This is a genomic window from Brevundimonas sp. (genome assembly GCF_032107865.1).
GTDB lineage: Bacteria > Pseudomonadota > Alphaproteobacteria > Caulobacterales > Caulobacteraceae > Brevundimonas.
Genome location: NZ_DAMCNG010000042.1, coordinates 1 through 17,004, shown reverse-complemented (window position 1 = coordinate 17,004; position 17,004 = coordinate 1). Strand labels below are relative to the sequence as shown.

The window sequence follows — 17,004 nt, the reverse complement described above, 5'->3', positions numbered from 1 at the left end:
GCGGGGCGTACGACGGATGGCGCGGCCGGAGCGCCGCCGCCCTGAGACGCCCCAGGCTCTGGGGGAGGCGGCGGCGGTGCGATCGGCTCAGGCCGGACCAGATCGACAATGATGAGCGGCTGCGGCGGCACGAAGGTCGCCTCGGGCCGCCCGACGCCCAAAAGCACAAAGGCGCCGAGGTGCAGAAGGGCCACCAGCCCCGCCGCGCCCCAGCGCCATTGCTTCATTCGTTTCGGCCGCAACCGTCTCTCCCGCACAGGCTTCCGAACGCTAACGCTTCAGAAGACGAGGAGATCAGACCGCGTGTCCGCTCAGGCGTCCAGCGCCGCGTCGATGGCGGCGGCCACGGCGGCGATGTCGCCCATGCCGTCGACCTCGGTCAGCTTGCCCTGGTCTGCATAGTAGGGAAGCAGCGGCGCGGTCTGGCGGTTATACACGGCCAGGCGGTCCTTAAAGGTCTCGGGGTTGTCATCCGCCCGGCCCTGCTCGGCGAAACGCTTGCCGATACGGTCGGTCAGGGCGGCGTCGTCCACCTTCAGGCGGATGACGCTGTCGATCTTGGCGCCGCACTTGGCCAGCATGAGGTCCAGAGCTTCAGCCTGGGCCACCGTGCGGGGGAAGCCGTCGAAGATGGCGCCGCCGGCGGCCTCGGCCTCCGGCAGGCGGGCTTCGATCAGGGCGATGACGATCTCATCGGTGACGAGGTCGCCGCGCGCCAGCACGTCCTTGACCTTCAGCCCCAGCTCCGAGCCGGAAGCGATGGCCGCGCGCAGCATGTCGCCGGTCGAGAGCTGGAGCATGCCCCGCTCTTCGACCAGCCGCTTGGCCTGGGTGCCCTTGCCGGCCGCAGGCGGCCCGAACAGGATCAGGTTCATTTTATATTCCGGGCTCCCCTACCCGATCAGCGACGGACAGGAGCGGAACCGCCCCGGCCACGGCCGCGCAACTTGGCCTTCTTGATCAGACCTTCGTACTGGTGCGCCAGCAGGTGCGACTGGATCTGGGCGACAGTGTCCATCGTCACCGAGACCACGATCAAGATAGACGTTCCGCCAAAGTACAGGCTGTTGCCCAGGCTGCTGACCAGGAATTCCGGCAGCAGACAGACGGCGGTGATGTAGGCGGCGCCGATCACCGTCAGGCGCGTCAGGACGTAGTCCAGATACTCGGCCGTCCGCTTGCCCGGACGGATGCCCGGCAGGAAGCCGCCATACTTGCGCAGGTTCTCGGCCGTGTCCTCGGGGTTGAAGGTGATCGAGGTATAGAAGAAGCAGAAGAAGACGATCAGGACGGCGTACAGGATCATGAACACCGGCTGGCCGTGGGTCAGCTGGGCTGTCACCAGGGGCAGCCAGCTCATCCAGTCCGGCAGGTTCGCATTGGCGGTGAACTGGGCCACCGTCGTCGGCAACATCAGCAGCGACGAAGCGAAGATGGCCGGGATCACACCTGCGGTGTTGACCTTCAGCGGCAGGAAGCTGCGCTCGCCGCCCGTCATGCGGTTGCCTTCCTGGCGCTTCGGATACTGGATCAGAAGGCGGCGCTGGGCGCGTTCCATAAAGACGATGAAGACGATGACCGCCACCGCCATGATGGCGATGAAGAACAGGGTGAAGGCCGACATCTGACCCTGCTGGGCCAGGCCCAGCATGCGCGCCACCGTCGACGGCAGAACCGCCACGATGCCCGCGAAGATGATCAGGGAGATGCCGTTGCCGACGCCGCGCGCCGTCACCTGCTCGCCCAGCCACATCAGGAACATGGTGCCGCCGGTCAGGACCGTGACCGTCGAAATGATGAAGAAGATGCCCGGCTGGTCGATCAGGCCCGGCTGGGCGTTCAGGCCCACCGCGATGCCGAAGGACTGCGCCAGAGCCAGGAACACCGTCAGATAGCGGGTGTACTGGTTCAGCTGCTTGCGGCCCGACTCGCCGCCTTCCTTCTTCAGCTTCTCCCACGGCGGATACACCGCGCCCATCAGCTGGACGATGATCGACGCCGAGATGTAAGGCATGACGTTCAGCGCGAACACGGCCATGCGCTCGACGGCGCCGCCCGAGAACATGTTGAACATGTCCAGGATGCCGCGTTGGCCGTCCGGGTTCTGGAAGAAGGCCAGGAAGGCCTCGCCGTTGATCCCAGGGATCGGAACATAGGTGCCGATCCGATAGACCAGCAGCGCGCCCAGCGTGAACAGCAGGCGCTTGTGCAGCTCGGTCGCTTTCGCGAACGAGCCCATGTTCATATTGGCAGCAAGTTGTTCAGCGGCCGAAGCCATCAGGCGGTCCCCACGACTATGCCCGTCGTCAGATAGGCGGAAAGCGGCGCTCTTGCGAGGGCCGCTTTCGGAAAATCGTCATCCCGGTCCGGACGATCCCGGCGGAGGCGCGAAAGCCGCGCTCCGACGGGATGACGATATTGGATTTTAGGCCTTGGCGGCGGTGCGCTTGGCGCGAGCCGAGATCTTGTTGGCGTCGCCCTTCGGAGCCTTGGGTTCCGGCGCCTTGCCGCGAGCGGCGTTGCGCTTCTCGAGGCGAGCCGCAGCCTTGGCTTCGGCTTCGATGCGCTGCTGGGTGACCGAGCCGCCGGCGGCTTCGATCGCCTTGATGGCGCCCGACGAGGCCGACCACACGACCAGGTTCAGCTTGGCCTTCAGTTCGCCTTCACCCAGGACGCGCACGCCGTCCTTGACGCGACGGATCACGCCGGCGGCGACCAGGGCCGCGCCGTTGATCTCGGCCTTGGCGTCCAGCTTGCCGGCCTCGATGGCCTCTTGCAGGCGCCACAGGTTGACTTCAGCCAGCTTCGGCGCGTTCGGCACGTTGAAGCCGCGCTTCGGCATACGCATGTACAGCGGCATCTGGCCGCCTTCGAAGCCGCCGATGGCGACGCCCGAACGCGACTTCTGACCCTTGACGCCGCGACCGGCGGTCTTGCCCTTGCCCGAGCCCGGGCCGCGGCCGACGCGCATACGCTTCTTGGCGGCGCCCTCGTTGTCACGAATTTCGTTCAGCTTCATTGCCTGATCCTTTCGGGTTCTAGCGCCAGGTCCGCGAGGCGATCCTGACTCGGCGTTGGATAAATTTAAGGGCCGCTGATTAAGCGACCCGCGTCAGCATCGCAAGATGCTTCCTTCATAAAGCGAAACGCCCTCCCCCGCGAACGGGAGAGGGCGAACCGTCTTACTTCTCGACCACTTCCACCATGTGGGCGACCTTAGCGATCATCCCACGGACGGAGGGGGTGTCTTCCAGGGTCGACTCACGGCCGATCTGGTTGAGACCCAGGCCCACCAGGGTGGCGCGCTGATCCGACTTGCGGCGGATCGGGCTCGCCGTCTGACGGACGGTCACAGTCTTGTTTTCGGTCTTGGCCATCTATCAGCCCTCCACGGCTTCCGGCGCCGAGGCGCCGTCATTGCGGCGGCCCATCAGGTCGGACACCTTCTTGCCCCGCTTGGAGGCGATCTGGCGCGGCGACGACTGAACCTTCAGAGCTTCGAAGGTGGCGCGGATCATGTTGTAGGGGTTCGACGAGCCGGTCGACTTGCCCACGACGTCCTGGACGCCGAGGGTTTCGAGGACCGCACGCATCGGACCGCCCGCGATGACGCCCGTGCCCGGAGGGGCAGCGCGCATCATGATCTTGCCGGCGCCCCAACGGCCCGAGCCGTCGTGGTGCAGGGTGCGGTTCTCGCGCAGCGGAACCTTGATCATGGTCTTCTTGGCTTCTTCGGTCGCCTTACGGATGGCTTCCGGCACTTCGCGCGCCTTGCCGTGACCGAAGCCGACGCGGCCTTTGCCGTCGCCGACGACCATCAGGGCCGCGAACGAGAACCGGCGGCCGCCTTTGACGGTGGCGGCGACGCGGTTGATGTGCACCAGCTTCTCGATGATGTCCGAATCCGGACCTTCAACGGGAGCGTTGCGGTTGTCGCGACGGTTGCGATCGCCGCCGCCGCGTTGGGGTTCACGAGCCATGCTTGCCGTTCCCTTAGAAGTTCAGACCGGCTTCGCGCGCGGCTTCCGCCAGCGCCTTGACCCGGCCGTGATAGATGTAGCCGCCACGGTCGAAGACGACGTCCGTGACGCCCTTCTCGATGGCGCGCTCGGCGATCAGCTTGCCAATCTTGGCGGCGGCTGCGACGTCCGAACCCTTGGAACCCTTGCCGCCTTCCAGCGACGAGGCGGAAGCCACCGTGATGCCCTGGGCATCGTCGATGATCTGAGCCGAGATGTTCTTGTCCGAACGGAAGACCGACAGACGCAGACGACCATTGGCCACCGCCTTGAGGCGACGACGGGTGCGCTCGGCGCGACGCTTGGCTTGTTGTTGAAGAGAGAGAGCCATGACTTACTTCTTCTTGCCTTCCTTGCGCCGGACGAACTCGCCCTGGTAGCGCACGCCCTTGCCCTTATAGGGTTCCGGCGGACGCATCTTGCGGATGACGGCGGCGATTTCGCCCACAGCCTGCTTGTCGTTGCCCGAGATCTTGATCTCGGTCTGCTTCGGCACGGCGAAGGTGATGCCTTCCGGCGGAACGATGTCCACGTCGTGCGAGAAGCCGAGCTGCAGCGAGAGATCCTTGCCCTTCAGGGCGGCGCGGTAACCGACGCCGACCAGTTCGAGGGTCTTCTCGAAGCCGTCGGTCACACCGGTCACCATGTTGGCGACCAGCGTACGCGACAGACCCCACATCGCGCGAGCGCGCTGGGTGTCCGAACGCGGGGTCAGCGACAGTTCGTCGCCTTCCTGCGTGACTTCGATCTCTTCGGCGACGGTCCAGGAGCGTTCGCCCTTCGGACCCTTCACGGTGACGGCCTGGCCGTTGAGCGTGACAGTCACGCCCTTCGGCACAGTGATGGTTTTCTTGCCGATACGAGACATATCAGTAGACCCTGCAGAGGACTTCGCCGCCGACGTTAGCGTCGCGAGCGGCGGCGTCGGACATGACGCCCTTCGAAGTCGAAAGGATCGAGATGCCGAGGCCGTTCTTGATCGGCTTCAGATCGCTGATGGCCGAATAGACGCGGCGGCCGGGCTTCGACACGCGGGCGATCTCGGCGATCACCGGCTGGCCGTCGAAGTACTTCAGCTCGATCTCGAACTGCGGGAACTCACCGGGGTTTTGAACCAGCGAGTAGCCGCGGATGTAGCCTTCGTCCTGCAGCACGTCGAGGACGCGCTGACGCAGACGGGAAGCCGGGGTGAGCACCGACGAACGCTTGCGGGTAGCCGCGTTCTTGATGCGAGCGATCATGTCGCTCAGGGGATCGTTGATCATCATATCTGTTCGCTCCCCTTACCAGCTCGACTTCGTCAGGCCGGGGATCTGACCCATGTTGCCCAGCTCACGCAGGGCGACACGGCTCATCTTGAGCTTGCGGTAGTAAGCCCGCGGACGGCCGGTCACTTCGCAGCGGTTGCGAATGCGGGTCGGTGCGGAGTTACGCGGCAGGGCAGCCAGCTTCAGGCGCGCGTCGAAGCGCTCCTCCAGCGGCAGGCTCTCGTCGTTGGCGGTCGCCTTCAGGGCTTCCCGCTTCGCGGCATACTTCGCAACCAGGGCCTTGACGGCTTCGTTGCGGTTTACGGCGCTTTTCTTAGCCATTGTTCTCTTCCCTTCCCGATCAGTTCACGAACGGGAACTTGAACTCGGTGAGGAGAGCCTTGGCTTCCTCATCGGTCTTGGCCGTGGTGCAGACAACGATGTCCATGCCCCACATCTGGTCGATCTGGTCGTAGTTGATCTCCGGGAACACGATGTGCTCCTTCAGACCCGTGGCGTAGTTGCCGCGACCGTCGAACGAAGTGCCCTTCAGGCCCCGGAAGTCCTTCACGCGCGGCAGAGCGATCGTGATGAAACGGTCCAGGAACTCGTACATCTGGGCGCCGCGCAGCGTGACCTTGCCGCCGATGACCATGCCTTCGCGCAGCTTGAAGCCGGCGATGGAGTTACGAGCCTTGGTCGGCACAGCCTTCTGGCCGGCGATGGCCGTCAGATCCTTGAGGGCCGCGTTGGCCTTCTTGGAGTCGGCGACAGCTTCACCGATACCCATGTTCAGGACGATCTTGTCCAGCTTGGGGATCTGCATCTCGTTCGAGTAGCCGAACTTTTCCTTCAGGACGCCACGAATGCGCTCCTGATATTCAGCCTTGAGGCGCGGCGTGTACTTGGTGTCGGCCATCAGATGACGTCTCCCGTCGACTTGGCGAAGCGGACCTTCTTGTCCCCCTCGACCTTGAAGCCCACGCGGGTCGCCTTGCCGTTGGCGTCGGCGATCGCGACGTTCGACAGGTGAAGCGAGGCTTCCTTGTGCTTGATGCCGCCTTGCGGGTCAGCCTGGGTCGGGCGCGTGTGGCGCTGAACCATGTTGACGCCTTGCACGACGACGCGGTTTTCGGTCGGCAGAACCTGCATCACCTTACCGGTGCGGCCCTTGTCCTTGCCGGTCAGGACGACGACGTTGTCGCCCTTCTTGATCTTGGCGGCCATGGTTACAGAACCTCCGGAGCCAGCGAGATGATCTTCATGTGGTTCTTGGCGCGCAGCTCGCGCGGAACCGGGCCGAAGATACGGGTGCCGACAGGCTCGTTCTGCTTGTTGACGATGACGGCGGCCGACTTGTCAAAACGAATGACCGAGCCGTCCTTGCGCTGGATGTCCTTGGCGGTGCGCACGACGATGGCGCGAACGACGTCGCCCTTCTTCACGCGGCCGCGAGGAATCGCTTCCTTCACCGAGGCGACGATGGTGTCGCCGATCGAGGCGTAGCGGCGCTTGGAGCCGCCCAACACCTTGATGCACATGACCCGGCGAGCGCCCGAGTTATCGGCGACCTCCAGGTTAGTTTGCATCTGGATCATGGGATCCGATCCTTCTTCTTACGAAGCCGAGGCCGGGGAAATGATTTCCCAGCGCTTCAGCTTGGACTTGGGGGCGCATTCGATGATGCGCGCGATATCGCCGACTTTGAGAGCGTTAGCTTCATCGTGGGCGTGGTAGTTCTTGGACTTGCGGACCGTCTTGCGGAGCAGCGGGTGCAGCAGGGTGCGCTCGACCTTCACGACGACGGTCTTGTCGCCCTTGTCGGAGACGACCACGCCTTCAAGAATGCGTTTGGGCATCGGTGTTTCCTTACGAGGCCGCACGCTTCTCGCGCAGAAGCGTCGAGATGCGAGCGATGTCCTTGCGCACTTCCGAGACCCGGTGGGTCTTTTCCATCTGGCCGGTGGCGGCCTGGAAGCGCAGGTTGAACTGTTCCTTCTTGAGCTTCAGCAGCTCGTCGGACAGTTGGTCGACGGTTTGCGACCGGAGATCGGCGATCTTGGTCATTAGGCGGCTTGCTCCGTAAAGATGCCGGCGTCCAGGCGGGTGACCACCTTGGTGCGGATCGGCAGCTTGGCGGCGCCGAGGCGCAGCGCTTCACGAGCCACGTCGTCCGGCACGCCGTCGATTTCGAACATGATGCGGCCCGGGGCCACGCGAGCGGCCCAGTGGTCCACCGCGCCCTTGCCCTTACCCATCCGCACTTCGGCCGGCTTGCCGGAGACCGGCACGTCGGGGAAGATACGGATCCAGACGCGGCCCTGACGCTTCATCTGACGGGTGATCGCGCGGCGAGCCGCTTCGATCTGACGCGCCGTGATGCGCTCCGGCTCGACGGCCTTCAGACCGTAGGAGCCGAAGTTCAGCGAGAAACCACCCTTGGACGAGCCATGGATGCGGCCCTTGAAGGCCTTGCGGTACTTGGTCTTTTTCGGTTGCAACATGGCCTATCAGCCCTCACGACCACGGCGCGGACCGCGATCACCGCGGGGGCCGCGCTCACGGCCTTCGTTGGACGACGGACCCGAGGCTTCCTGGGCCCAGCGCTTGTCCTGGGCCATCGGGTCGTGCTCGAGCACTTCACCCTTAAACACCCAGACCTTCACGCCAATGATGCCGTAGGTCGTCTTGGCTTCATAGAAGCCGTAGTCGATGTCGGCGCGCAGCGTGTGAAGCGGCACGCGACCTTCGCGGTACCATTCCATACGAGCGATTTCGGCGCCGCCCAGACGGCCCGAGACGTTGATGCGGACGCCCTTGGCGCCCAGGCGCATGGCCGACTGCATCGAACGCTTCATGGCGCGGCGGAACGCAATACGGCGTTCCAGCTGCTGAGCGATGTTCTCGGCGATCAGCTGAGCGTCGGTCTCCGGCTTGCGGACCTCGACGATGTTCAGGTGAACTTCGCCTTCGGTGCGGGCCGAGATGTCCTTGCGGAGCTTCTCGATGTCAGCGCCCTTCTTGCCGATCACGACACCCGGACGGGCGGCGTAGATCGTCACGCGGCACTTCTTGTGGGGGCGCTCGATGATGATGCGCGACACGCCGGCGGCCGACAGGCGTTCCTTCAGCCACGTGCGCAGCTTCAGATCCTGGTGGAGCAGTTTGGCGTAGTCAGCGCCGCCGGCGAACCAGCGGCTGTCCCACGTGCGGTTCACGCCGAGGCGCAGACCGATCGGATTGATTTTCTGTCCCATCAGGCAGCCTCGCCGGCTTCACGGACCACGATCGTGATCTCGCTAAAGGGTTTCAGGATGCGCGAGGAGCGACCGCGAGCGCGGCTCGCGAAACGCTTCATCACCAGGTTCTTGCCCACGAAGGCCTCGGCGACAACCAGGTTGTCGATGTCGAGGTTGTGGTTGTTCTCGGCGTTCGAGATCGCCGAGTACAGAACCTTGCGGACATCGCCAGCGATGCGCTTGTGGCTGAATTCCAGCTCGTTCAGCGCCTTCTGGACCGGCAGACCGCGGATCGACGCGGCCACCAGGTTCAGCTTCTGCGGGCTGATGCGGACGTTGACCAGCTTGGCGCGGGCCTCGGTCGCTTCAACGCGACGGGGGTTCTTGGTCTGGGCCATGGATTACTTCCTCTTGGCCTTCTTGTCCGCCGCGTGGCCCGGGAAGTTCCGGGTCGGGGCGAACTCGCCGAACTTCATGCCGACCATTTCTTCGGAGACCGACACCGGCACATGCTTCTGGCCGTTGTGGACGCCGAACGTCAGACCGACGAACTGCGGCAGGATGGTGGAGCGGCGCGACCACGTCTTGATCACGTCCTTGCGGCCCGACGATTGAGCGGCGTCGGCCTTCTTGAGCAGATACCCGTCGACAAACGGGCCTTTCCAGGAGGAGCGGGCCATTCTTAGCGAGCCTTCTTCACGTGACGGCTACGGATGATGAACTTATCCGTGGCCTTGTTCTTGCGGGTACGGGTGCCCTTGGTGTCCTTGCCCCACGGCGTAACCGGGGTACGACCACCAGAGGTCCGGCCTTCACCACCACCGTGCGGGTGGTCGATCGGGTTCATGGCGACGCCGCGGACGTGCGGACGCCAGCCCATGTGACGCTTGCGGCCCGCCTTGCCCAGGTTCTGGTTCATGTGCTCGGGGTTCGACACGGCGCCGACCACGGCCATGCAGCCGTCCAGGACCATGCGAAGCTCGCCCGAACCCAGACGGATCTGAGCGTAGCCCTGGTCGCGACCGACCAGTTGAGCGTAGGCGCCGGCCGAACGGGCCAGCTGAGCGCCCTTGCCCGGCTTCATCTCCACGTTGTGGATGATGGTGCCGACGGGGATCGAGCGCAGCGGCATGGCGTTGCCCGGCTTCACGTCGACCTTCTCACCCGCGACGATGGTGTCGCCGGCGTGAAGGCGCTGAGGCGCGATGATGTAGGTCTTCTCGCCGTCCGGGTAAACAACCAGGGCGATGAAGGCGGTGCGGTTGGGGTCGTATTCCAGACGCTCGACCGTGCCGACCACGTCGAACTTGCGACGCTTGAAGTCGATCTTGCGGTACAGCTTCTTGGCGCCGCCGCCGCGGAAGCGGACAGCGATGCGACCGCCCTGACCACGACCGCCCGACTTGGTCAGGCCTTCGGTCAGCGACTTCTCCGGGCGGCCTTTGTGCAGCTCGGAACGGTCGACCAGCACCAGGGCGCGGCGGCCCGGCGACGTCGGATTGTAATGCTTCAGAGCCATCTTCTTAGAGCCCCGTCGTGACGTCGATCGACTGACCATCGGCCAGCGTCACGATCGCTTTCTTGATGTCCACGCGACGGCCCAGGATGCCCCGGAAGCGCTTGGTCTTGCCCTTTTGAACCAGGGTGTTGACCTTGAGGACGTTGACTTTGAACAGGCTTTCGACCGCGGCAGCGATCTCGTCCTTGGTCGCCGTGCCGGCGACGCGGAAGACGACCTTGTTCTGCTCCGACAGGATCGTGGCCTTCTCGGTGATCACCGGAGCCAGGATGGTGTCGTAGTGCTTGGCGGTGGGTTGAGCGGCGGCCATTATGCGGCTTCCTTCTCAGCGAAGCGCGCCTCGATGGCTTCAACAGCCGCCTTGGTCAGCACCAGTTTGTCGGCCCGCAGGATGTCATAGACGTTCAGGCCGGCGTTCGGCAGCACGTCGATGTGCGGGATGTTGCGCGCGGCCAGGCCGAAGTTGGTTTCAACTTCCGGACCCGCGATGATCAGAGCCTTGGTCCAGCCCAGCTTGCCAAAGGTCTCGCGCAGCGAGGCCGTCTTGGCTTCCTTGACCGAAACGCTGTCGACGACGACCAGGTCGCCGGCCTTGGCCTTGGACGACAGGGCGTGACGCAGAGCCAGGGCGCGGACCTTCTTCGGCAGCGAGTAGCCGTGGTCACGGACAACCGGACCAAAGGCGCGCGAACCGCCGACGAACTGCGGCGCACGGCGCGAACCGTGACGAGCGCCGCCGGTGCCCTTCTGCTTGTACATCTTCTTACCCGTACGAGAGTTCTCGTTGCGGGTTTGAACCTTGTGCGTACCGGCGCGACGCTTGGCCAGCTGCCAGTTGACGTAACGGGCCAGCAGGTCGCCGCGGATGTCGGAGATGCCGAAAACGGCGTCCGACAGCTCAACGTCGCCAGCAGCCTTGCCGTCGAGTTTGATGACCGAGAGTTTCATTACGCTTCACCGCCTTCGGTCGCTTCAACGGCCGGAGCTTCAGCCGGCGTCGACGCGGGTTGAGCAGCAGCCGACTTCACGGCGCCCGGGAACGGGGCGTCGGAAGGGCGAGCCTTCTTGATGGCGTCGCTGACCTTGACGTAGGCGCCGTCGTGACCCGGGACAGCGCCCTTGATCAGGATCAGGCCACGCTCGACATCGACGCGGACGACGGTCAGGTTCTGGGTCGTGACGACTTCCTGGCCGAGATGGCCAGCCATCTTCTTGCCCTTGAAGACCTTGCCCGGATCTTGACGCTGGCCGGTCGAACCATGCGAACGGTGCGAAATCGACACGCCGTGCGAGGCGCGCAGACCACCGAAGTTCCAGCGCTTCATGGCGCCGGCAAAGCCCTTACCAATGGTATGGCCCTGGATGTCGACCTTTTGGCCCGCGAGGAAGTGGTCGGCCGACAGTTCGGCGCCCACGTCCAGCAGGGCGTCTTCACCCACGCGGAACTCGGTTACATAGGCCTTAGGTTCGACCTCGGCCTTCGCGAAGACTTCGCGTTGAGCCTTGGCCGTGTTCTTGGCCTTCTTAACGCCAGCGCCCAGCTGAAGGGCGACGTAGCCGTCGCGCTCCTTGGTACGTTGGCCGACGACTTGGCAGCCGTCGAGCTGGAGTACAGTGACCGGTACGTGTGCGCCGTCATCGGCGAACACGCGGGTCATCCCCAGCTTCTTGGCGATCACGCCCGTGCGCATGTCGGATCCCGCCTCTTTCTTTCTTAGATCTTGATCTCGACGTCCACGCCGGCGGACAGGTCGAGCTTCATGAGCGCGTCCACGGTCTGCGGGGTGGGGTCGACGATGTCGAGCACGCGCTTGTGCGTGCGGATTTCAAACTGCTCGCGCGACTTCTTGTCGACGTGCGGCGAGCGGTTCACGGTGAACTTTTCGATCAGGGTCGGCAGCGGGATCGGACCACGAACGGTCGCGCCCGTGCGCTTGGCGGTGTTAACGATTTCGCGCGTCGAAAAGTCGAGGACGCGGTGATCGAAGGCCTTGAGCCTGATGCGGATGCTTTGATCCATATCGGTTGTTATTCCCATGCGGCCGGAGCCGCGTCCCTGTGAACCATTTCAAAGACCGAAGCCTCAGAGCGATCACTCGCTCCCAGGAAACGCAAATCCGCAAAAACGAGCGGCCCACGCAGTCCCCCGCGAAGGCCGTAAGTTCCCAAGAAGCTGCAAAGAACAGTAACTTAGGTCGTCCCTGCGGACCGCGTCTGCACCCGAAAGTGCACAGCCGGTCCAACAAGAGGGGTGCTTATGCCTTCCGATTCCGTTTCCGTCAAGCGCGGAAATCCCCGCCCCGTCAGGGTTTGCGACTCACGGCGCCCGCGCCCCTCTCAGACCGCTGCAACGCAACATAACACGGGCCGATCGTTAGGGACTGAGGCGGGAAAGCGGCCAGATGAACGCCGCGGAAAGGCGCCGCCGCAATGCCCACCGTATACTGACGCAGTTATGCCTCAATGCGTCACTTTTGGGCAACATCGCCCCTGATGTGACCTCTGCATGACATGTTTGTTACAGCAAAGCGCCAAAGAGCGACCTATGTCTCGCTCATCGCCGGACGGGCCAAGCTTGTTTGGCGGCAGTACATAAGGACAAAAAAATGAAAACCGTCTTTCTCGCTTCGGTCGCCGCCGCGACCCTGATCGCCGCTCCCGCCTTCGCTCAAGACGCCATCGGTTCGGTCGGCATCGCCTACAACTATGCTGACGTCGAAGGCACCGACGTGAACCGCGGCGTCATCGACGGCACCGTCGCTTCGCCGGTGTTCGGCGACTGGACCGTCACCTTCAACGCTGAAGCCGCCTACACGGACGTTCAGCACGCTGGCGACGAAACCACCCTGGCCGGCGCCGTGCACCTGTCGAAGAAGATCGAAGACATGCGCTTCGGCGGCTTCTACGCCGCTTCGGAACTGGGCAACACCACGCTGAACACCTTCGGCCTGGAAGGTCAGAAGTACCTGGACCGCGCCACCCTGACGGGCGTCGTTTCGTACGGCACCGCGGCTGACGCCGACATCTGGACCGTGGCCGGCGACGCCGCCTTCTACGCCACGCCGCAACTGCGCCTGAGCGGCGGCGCCGCGTACACCAACGTCGACGCCGACAACATGTTCATCGGCAACAGCGACGTCGACGCCTGGTCGGCCGGCGTGGCTGCTGAGTACCAGTTCGCCAACTCGCCCTACTCGGTCTTCGGCGGCTACGACTACGTCAAGTCCTCGGACCTGGACGTCGACGCCAACGTCTTCAAGATCGGCATGCGCTACAGCTTCGGCGGCGGTCTGCAAGCCCGCGACCAAGCCGGCGCCAACCTGGGCCGCACGCACAACGGCGTGTCCGCCCTGCTCGGCCTCTAAGAGCGACCTGTGCGGCCCTAGGGCCGCGCAGATCAACGAAACCCCGGCGGAGCGATCCGCCGGGGTTTTTGTTTGCCTGCGCCGTCCCCAGGCTCCAAGCATGAAAAAGGCCCGAGGGGTTCCACGCTCCCGGGCCTTCTCCTTCAGGGTCTTGCAGCGCCTCAGCGGCCGATGCGCAGATCCCCTGATCCCACGATCGAGCGCGACACCGCGCCCGTGGCTTCGGCCACTCGCACGTCGCCCGAACCAGCGATGGCGACCGAAACATCGCCCGCCGTTCCGCCGAAGCTCACGTCGCCCGAACCGCCGATCGAGACTTCCAGGGTCGAGGCGCGGCCGCCGCGCACCCGCACGCCGCCGGATCCCCCGATGGCGACGTTGGTCTCTCCATCCACGCGCGCCACATCGATGCTGCCTGAGCCGCCGACGCTGGCGTCCAGCTTGCCCGTGGCGCCGGCGAAGACCGAACCGGAACCGCCGACCGCAGCCTCCAGATTGCGTGACGTACCAGCCCTGATCGAGCCGGATCCGCCGACGGACAGGTCCACGTCGCCATCGACGTTAGCCACCGTCCACGAGCCGCAGCCTCCATTGCCCAGCTCAACCGACCGGGCGCCGCGCCCCACCGAACCGAAGATGGCGCCGCCGCCGCTGACCTCGACGTCGCGCGGCGTGCGCAGGACGATCAGAGGGGCGTCTTCCATGCGGATGCGGCCCTTGCCGCGCACCTCGACCGTCGCACCTTCGCCCGGCTGGCGAGCGTCTGCGGGGCCGCTGTTGCACGAGCCGATCTGGCCGCCATTGAAGCTCATGCCGCGCCCGCGTCCCAGGCCGCCATCGATGCGGACCTGAGCGCCCCTGCGTTCGATACGAAGCTCCGGCAGGCCGGCCGAGCCCTGGGTGATCTCAACGCCGACGTCCGAGCGGTCTTCCGGAATGACGATGACGCGCGCCACGGCGTTGCGGATCGTCACATCCTCGGCCATGGCCGGCGCCGCCAGAACGGCGGATGCAGCCAGTGCGGTTCCCATGGCGGCGGCGATTGCAGCGGGTTTCATCAGCGGGGTCTCCCTGTCTCTGTGTCCAGGCGAAACTGAGGGCCGCGACCCGCAAAGTCAGTTTAAATCGAGGTCATGAACCCCTTTTAACCTAAGGCCCTGTTCAGGCGGCCGGACCGCTCGCACGTTCAGACGCCAAGGCCGCCGCGCCGTCCGTCGCGCCCACAGCGGGTTCGAAATCCCGTTCGAACGCGGCGATTCGGCTCTTCATCAGGCCCGTGCGCTTCAGCGCCACCGACGCGGCCCAGCGCGCGGCCAGTTCGGGCTTGCTCATGCGATCCGTCGTGCGCGGCTCCCCTCCCCGGCTGCGCAGGAAGGCATTGGTGTAGAGCGCCCCGTTGCGGATTCGAGACGGCCAGCTCTGGAACTCCACCGACAGGGAGACGCAGAACCGGTCCAGGTTCTCCACCCGATGCGGCGCATAGAAGGGCCAGGTCAACGCCTGCCCCGGCTCCAGGTCGACGATTCGAGCGTCGTCCTCGAAGGCGCGACGATAGGGAATCTCTTCAGTCGTCTGGCGGGTGACGACCTGCTCCATGCTGCGCTCCGGCAGGTGGGCCTCATCACCCGGATAGACGAACAGGCGCTTGCGGCCGCGCATGTGCAACAGCACCACGCCGCCGGCGTCGAAGTGGTAAGGCACCCGCGCCTTGGGCGAGGATAGGATCAGTTGGCCGCTGGCGCTGGCCGCCTTCAGACCATAACCGCCCAGGATACGATCGAAGTCGACCATGGCCGCGCGCCACAGCTCGGGCCAGCCCTGCTCGACCTTGCGCATATTGACCCACAGGCGGCCCTGCTGGATCGCCTCCAGCAGTTCGGCGCCGTTCAGGCGTCCGCGCGCGCCGGTGCGCAGGCTGACTTGGCCCTCATCATCGTAGTCATACAGGTTGATGTCGAACAGATCGGCCGGATAGCGGTCCAGCACCTCGGCCAGCGCCTGATCCTCGGCGAAGCCGTCCGCCACCAGGGCATGGGGGTGAACCGCAGCCTGGGTGATCGGGCCCGCGTAGCGCGTCATGGAAGCCGTCATACCGCTCTCCTCATCAATCGGCCGAGCCGGCCGCTTTTTGTTTCCGCACCATGTCGGCGGCCGCTCTCAGCACGCCCGAGGCCTGACCGGCCAGACTTGTCTCACACGCCTCGACCACGGACCAACGGCGCCGGGTGCTGATACGCAGCCGCTCCGCCCGCGCATGGCCCAGCACGCCCAGGGCAGCGCTCGCCGTCGCGCACACGGCGTTGCCGATGCCCGGCCGAGCGACAACGCCCTCGACGGTCACAAGGCCCCCGTCGTCATAGTATTTCTTGTAGCTGCCGCCGACGCCGACGCCGTAGTCGAAGATCCGATAGCCGCGTTCCGATCCCAGCCTGATCGTCTCCTGCGTCAACACGATGCCGGGCGACCAGCGCGCGACTTCCTGCTCATAGACCGGGAACCACAGGTGGAAATGACGCCCGGCGTGCATGGAATACTCCATGGCGACGACCCGCCCGTCCACGCGCAGCACGGCCATGGAGGCGCCGAAGCCGTCCTCGCCCTGACAATCCATCAAGGCGTGCAGGACGTCGCCCGTCCAGCCGCAGGCGAAGATGTCGTGATGCCCCGTGCGCCGGTACTGTTCGCTCTTCTCGATGATCAGGCGTTTCAGCAGGGCGTGGTCGTGCAGCTCGATCTCGATTTCGACCGCCCTGAACGCACCGTCCAGGCCGCGACGAGAGCGCTCCTTGTCCTTGAAGTATTTCGGGAAGGCCTTCCGGCGCCGGGCGTACCAGGCGTCGAATCCGCCCTCGTCAGGCACCACGGAGACCACGCTGTGATTGCGCAGCATCGCCTGCGGCGCCTCGCCGATCCAGGCGGCGACGGCGAAACGCGGCGCGCCGATCAGAGCCGCCGCCTCCTGCATCGAAGGCTTGTCCTCGCGCGGGCCGATGACGCCGTGATAGTCGTTCATCGGCGCGGCCAGGGGCTGAACCGTCCCGCCCCGGCGCTGATGCGGATAGTAGCCAACGATACGACCGTCCCGTTTGAAGACGGCGACCGCCGATCCGGGACAGATCGGCCCGGCCGTCCGTGCGAACTCCCAACGGAAATAGGGGCTGCTCAGGTCCGGGTCCGCGCGCGCCCACTTGTTCCATTGGACGCCCTCCTCGGCCGACAGGTCGGCGAGGTTGCGAATTTCAACTGATAGTGGTCCCGACATGACGCTCCCTTCGGAACGATCACAGCAAGTCCCGTTCCAACACCGCCTCATACGGCCAAGCCCTTGAGGTCGGGTTAGCGTTCGGCATCTTGTGCAAAAGATCGGAGCTTCACTGCGCCTCGCCGCATTGACCTCTTTCAGGAGGTTCCCATGCCGAAACCACGCCCCAAGAGCCGAGAAACCGAGAACGAGAACCAGCGCCCCGACAAGGAAGGCCGCCCGCCGCGCCCAGCTACGGAGCCCAAGGGCGCCGAGGGCAGCAGCAATTCTGGCCGCACGCAAACCGATCCCGCGACCGGCGCGCCGAACGACTGACATGCAAAACGGCCCCCGGATCGCTCCGGGGGCCGCTC

27 protein-coding genes and 2 pseudogenes are annotated in these 17,004 nt (G+C 64.9%); 2 read left to right on the top strand and 27 right to left on the bottom strand.

Going from position 1 to position 17,004, the window contains the following annotated elements; translation table 11 throughout:
- The 24 genes and pseudogenes from RT567_RS05950 to rpsJ all read right to left on the bottom strand — a co-directional run.
- Window positions 1-242 (bottom strand): annotated as a pseudogene (locus RT567_RS05950) (hypothetical protein); the annotation flags it as partial.
- Between the two features lie 69 nt (window positions 243-311).
- Window positions 312-875: an adenylate kinase gene (locus RT567_RS05945; RefSeq protein WP_313574992.1), complete on the bottom strand. Its 564-nt coding sequence runs from the start codon at window positions 873-875 to the stop codon at window positions 312-314.
- 26 nt (window positions 876-901) lie between these two features.
- On the bottom strand, window positions 902-2,278 hold the full coding sequence (gene secY, locus RT567_RS05940; protein WP_313574990.1) for a preprotein translocase subunit SecY: 1,377 nt from the start codon (window positions 2,276-2,278) through the stop codon (window positions 902-904).
- A 285-nt stretch (window positions 2,279-2,563) separates the two neighbouring features.
- Window positions 2,564-3,019, bottom strand: a pseudogene (rplO, locus tag RT567_RS05935) (50S ribosomal protein L15); the annotation flags it as partial.
- A gap of 163 nt (window positions 3,020-3,182) precedes the next feature.
- Entirely contained in the window at window positions 3,183-3,377 is a 195-nt protein-coding gene (gene rpmD / locus RT567_RS05930; RefSeq protein WP_003164384.1) for a 50S ribosomal protein L30, read from the bottom strand.
- A 3-nt stretch (window positions 3,378-3,380) separates the two neighbouring features.
- Window positions 3,381-3,980, bottom strand: coding sequence for a 30S ribosomal protein S5 (gene rpsE / locus RT567_RS05925; protein ID WP_003164383.1), 600 nt, complete (start codon window positions 3,978-3,980; stop codon window positions 3,381-3,383).
- A 13-nt stretch (window positions 3,981-3,993) separates the two neighbouring features.
- Window positions 3,994-4,350 (bottom strand): 50S ribosomal protein L18, encoded by a 357-nt coding sequence (gene rplR, locus RT567_RS05920; RefSeq protein WP_003164382.1) that lies wholly within the window; start codon window positions 4,348-4,350, stop codon window positions 3,994-3,996.
- Window positions 4,351-4,353: 3 nt separating this feature from the next.
- Window positions 4,354-4,887: a 50S ribosomal protein L6 gene (gene rplF / locus RT567_RS05915; protein WP_313574989.1), complete on the bottom strand. Its 534-nt coding sequence runs from the start codon at window positions 4,885-4,887 to the stop codon at window positions 4,354-4,356.
- A 1-nt stretch (window position 4,888) separates the two neighbouring features.
- Entirely contained in the window at window positions 4,889-5,287 is a 399-nt protein-coding gene (gene rpsH, locus RT567_RS05910) for a 30S ribosomal protein S8 (protein WP_087139526.1), read from the bottom strand.
- Between the two features lie 15 nt (window positions 5,288-5,302).
- Window positions 5,303-5,608, bottom strand: a complete 306-nt coding sequence (gene rpsN / locus RT567_RS05905) for a 30S ribosomal protein S14 (protein ID WP_003164381.1) — start codon at window positions 5,606-5,608, stop codon at window positions 5,303-5,305.
- Window positions 5,609-5,627: 19 nt separating this feature from the next.
- Window positions 5,628-6,185 (bottom strand): 50S ribosomal protein L5, encoded by a 558-nt coding sequence (gene rplE / locus RT567_RS05900; RefSeq protein ID WP_313574988.1) that lies wholly within the window; start codon window positions 6,183-6,185, stop codon window positions 5,628-5,630.
- Window positions 6,185-6,493 carry a 50S ribosomal protein L24 gene (gene rplX / locus RT567_RS05895; protein WP_125899651.1) on the bottom strand — a complete coding sequence of 103 codons (309 nt, stop codon included), beginning with the start codon at window positions 6,491-6,493 and terminating at the stop codon, window positions 6,185-6,187. The genes rplE and rplX overlap by 1 nt, the downstream gene beginning before the upstream one ends.
- 2 nt (window positions 6,494-6,495) lie before the next feature.
- Window positions 6,496-6,864 (bottom strand): 50S ribosomal protein L14, encoded by a 369-nt coding sequence (gene rplN, locus RT567_RS05890; protein WP_003164378.1) that lies wholly within the window; start codon window positions 6,862-6,864, stop codon window positions 6,496-6,498.
- An 18-nt stretch (window positions 6,865-6,882) separates the two neighbouring features.
- On the bottom strand, window positions 6,883-7,125 hold the full coding sequence (rpsQ, locus tag RT567_RS05885; RefSeq protein WP_087139529.1) for a 30S ribosomal protein S17: 243 nt from the start codon (window positions 7,123-7,125) through the stop codon (window positions 6,883-6,885).
- A 10-nt stretch (window positions 7,126-7,135) separates the two neighbouring features.
- Complete coding sequence (rpmC, locus tag RT567_RS05880; protein ID WP_003164376.1) at window positions 7,136-7,333, bottom strand: 50S ribosomal protein L29; 198 nt, start codon at window positions 7,331-7,333, stop codon at window positions 7,136-7,138.
- Window positions 7,333-7,770, bottom strand: coding sequence for a 50S ribosomal protein L16 (rplP, locus tag RT567_RS05875; protein WP_313574987.1), 438 nt, complete (start codon window positions 7,768-7,770; stop codon window positions 7,333-7,335). The genes rpmC and rplP overlap by 1 nt, the downstream gene beginning before the upstream one ends.
- Window positions 7,771-7,776: 6 nt before the next feature.
- Window positions 7,777-8,523 carry a 30S ribosomal protein S3 gene (gene rpsC, locus RT567_RS05870; protein ID WP_003164374.1) on the bottom strand — a complete coding sequence of 249 codons (747 nt, stop codon included), beginning with the start codon at window positions 8,521-8,523 and terminating at the stop codon, window positions 7,777-7,779.
- Entirely contained in the window at window positions 8,523-8,903 is a 381-nt protein-coding gene (gene rplV, locus RT567_RS05865; protein WP_003164373.1) for a 50S ribosomal protein L22, read from the bottom strand. Before rplV ends, rpsC begins: the two co-directional genes overlap by 1 nt.
- Window positions 8,904-8,906: 3 nt before the next feature.
- A complete protein-coding gene (gene rpsS / locus RT567_RS05860; protein ID WP_003164372.1) occupies window positions 8,907-9,185 on the bottom strand; it encodes a 30S ribosomal protein S19 in 279 nt (92 codons plus the stop codon).
- 2 nt (window positions 9,186-9,187) lie between these two features.
- Window positions 9,188-10,024 carry a 50S ribosomal protein L2 gene (rplB, locus tag RT567_RS05855; RefSeq protein ID WP_003164371.1) on the bottom strand — a complete coding sequence of 279 codons (837 nt, stop codon included), beginning with the start codon at window positions 10,022-10,024 and terminating at the stop codon, window positions 9,188-9,190.
- A 4-nt stretch (window positions 10,025-10,028) separates the two neighbouring features.
- Window positions 10,029-10,334, bottom strand: a complete 306-nt coding sequence (locus RT567_RS05850) for a 50S ribosomal protein L23 (RefSeq protein ID WP_003170030.1) — start codon at window positions 10,332-10,334, stop codon at window positions 10,029-10,031.
- The gene (rplD, locus tag RT567_RS05845) at window positions 10,334-10,972 is read right to left on the bottom strand and encodes a 50S ribosomal protein L4 (protein WP_003164369.1); all 639 of its coding nucleotides are present in this window, start codon (window positions 10,970-10,972) and stop codon (window positions 10,334-10,336) included. Before rplD ends, RT567_RS05850 begins: the two co-directional genes overlap by 1 nt.
- Entirely contained in the window at window positions 10,972-11,715 is a 744-nt protein-coding gene (gene rplC / locus RT567_RS05840) for a 50S ribosomal protein L3 (protein WP_313574985.1), read from the bottom strand. The genes rplD and rplC overlap by 1 nt, the downstream gene beginning before the upstream one ends.
- 23 nt (window positions 11,716-11,738) lie before the next feature.
- On the bottom strand, window positions 11,739-12,044 hold the full coding sequence (gene rpsJ, locus RT567_RS05835; RefSeq protein WP_003164367.1) for a 30S ribosomal protein S10: 306 nt from the start codon (window positions 12,042-12,044) through the stop codon (window positions 11,739-11,741).
- Between the two features lie 586 nt (window positions 12,045-12,630).
- Between rpsJ and RT567_RS05830 the strand changes: the two genes are divergently transcribed.
- Window positions 12,631-13,389 (top strand): outer membrane protein, encoded by a 759-nt coding sequence (locus tag RT567_RS05830; protein WP_292056208.1) that lies wholly within the window; start codon window positions 12,631-12,633, stop codon window positions 13,387-13,389.
- Window positions 13,390-13,550: 161 nt separating this feature from the next.
- Here RT567_RS05830 and RT567_RS05825 read toward each other — a convergent pair whose 3' ends face one another.
- From RT567_RS05825 to RT567_RS05815, 3 genes are all read right to left on the bottom strand, one after another.
- Window positions 13,551-14,447: a DUF2807 domain-containing protein gene (locus tag RT567_RS05825; protein WP_313574983.1), complete on the bottom strand. Its 897-nt coding sequence runs from the start codon at window positions 14,445-14,447 to the stop codon at window positions 13,551-13,553.
- Window positions 14,448-14,550: 103 nt separating this feature from the next.
- Window positions 14,551-15,468 carry a transcriptional regulator gene (locus RT567_RS05820; protein WP_313574981.1) on the bottom strand — a complete coding sequence of 306 codons (918 nt, stop codon included), beginning with the start codon at window positions 15,466-15,468 and terminating at the stop codon, window positions 14,551-14,553.
- Window positions 15,469-15,493: 25 nt separating this feature from the next.
- On the bottom strand, window positions 15,494-16,651 hold the full coding sequence (locus RT567_RS05815) for a GNAT family N-acetyltransferase (protein ID WP_313574980.1): 1,158 nt from the start codon (window positions 16,649-16,651) through the stop codon (window positions 15,494-15,496).
- 150 nt (window positions 16,652-16,801) lie between these two features.
- On the opposite strand from RT567_RS05815, the gene RT567_RS05810 reads away from it, so the two are divergent.
- Window positions 16,802-16,966, top strand: coding sequence for a hypothetical protein (locus RT567_RS05810; RefSeq protein WP_313574978.1), 165 nt, complete (start codon window positions 16,802-16,804; stop codon window positions 16,964-16,966).
- Window positions 16,967-17,004 lie beyond the last annotated feature (38 nt).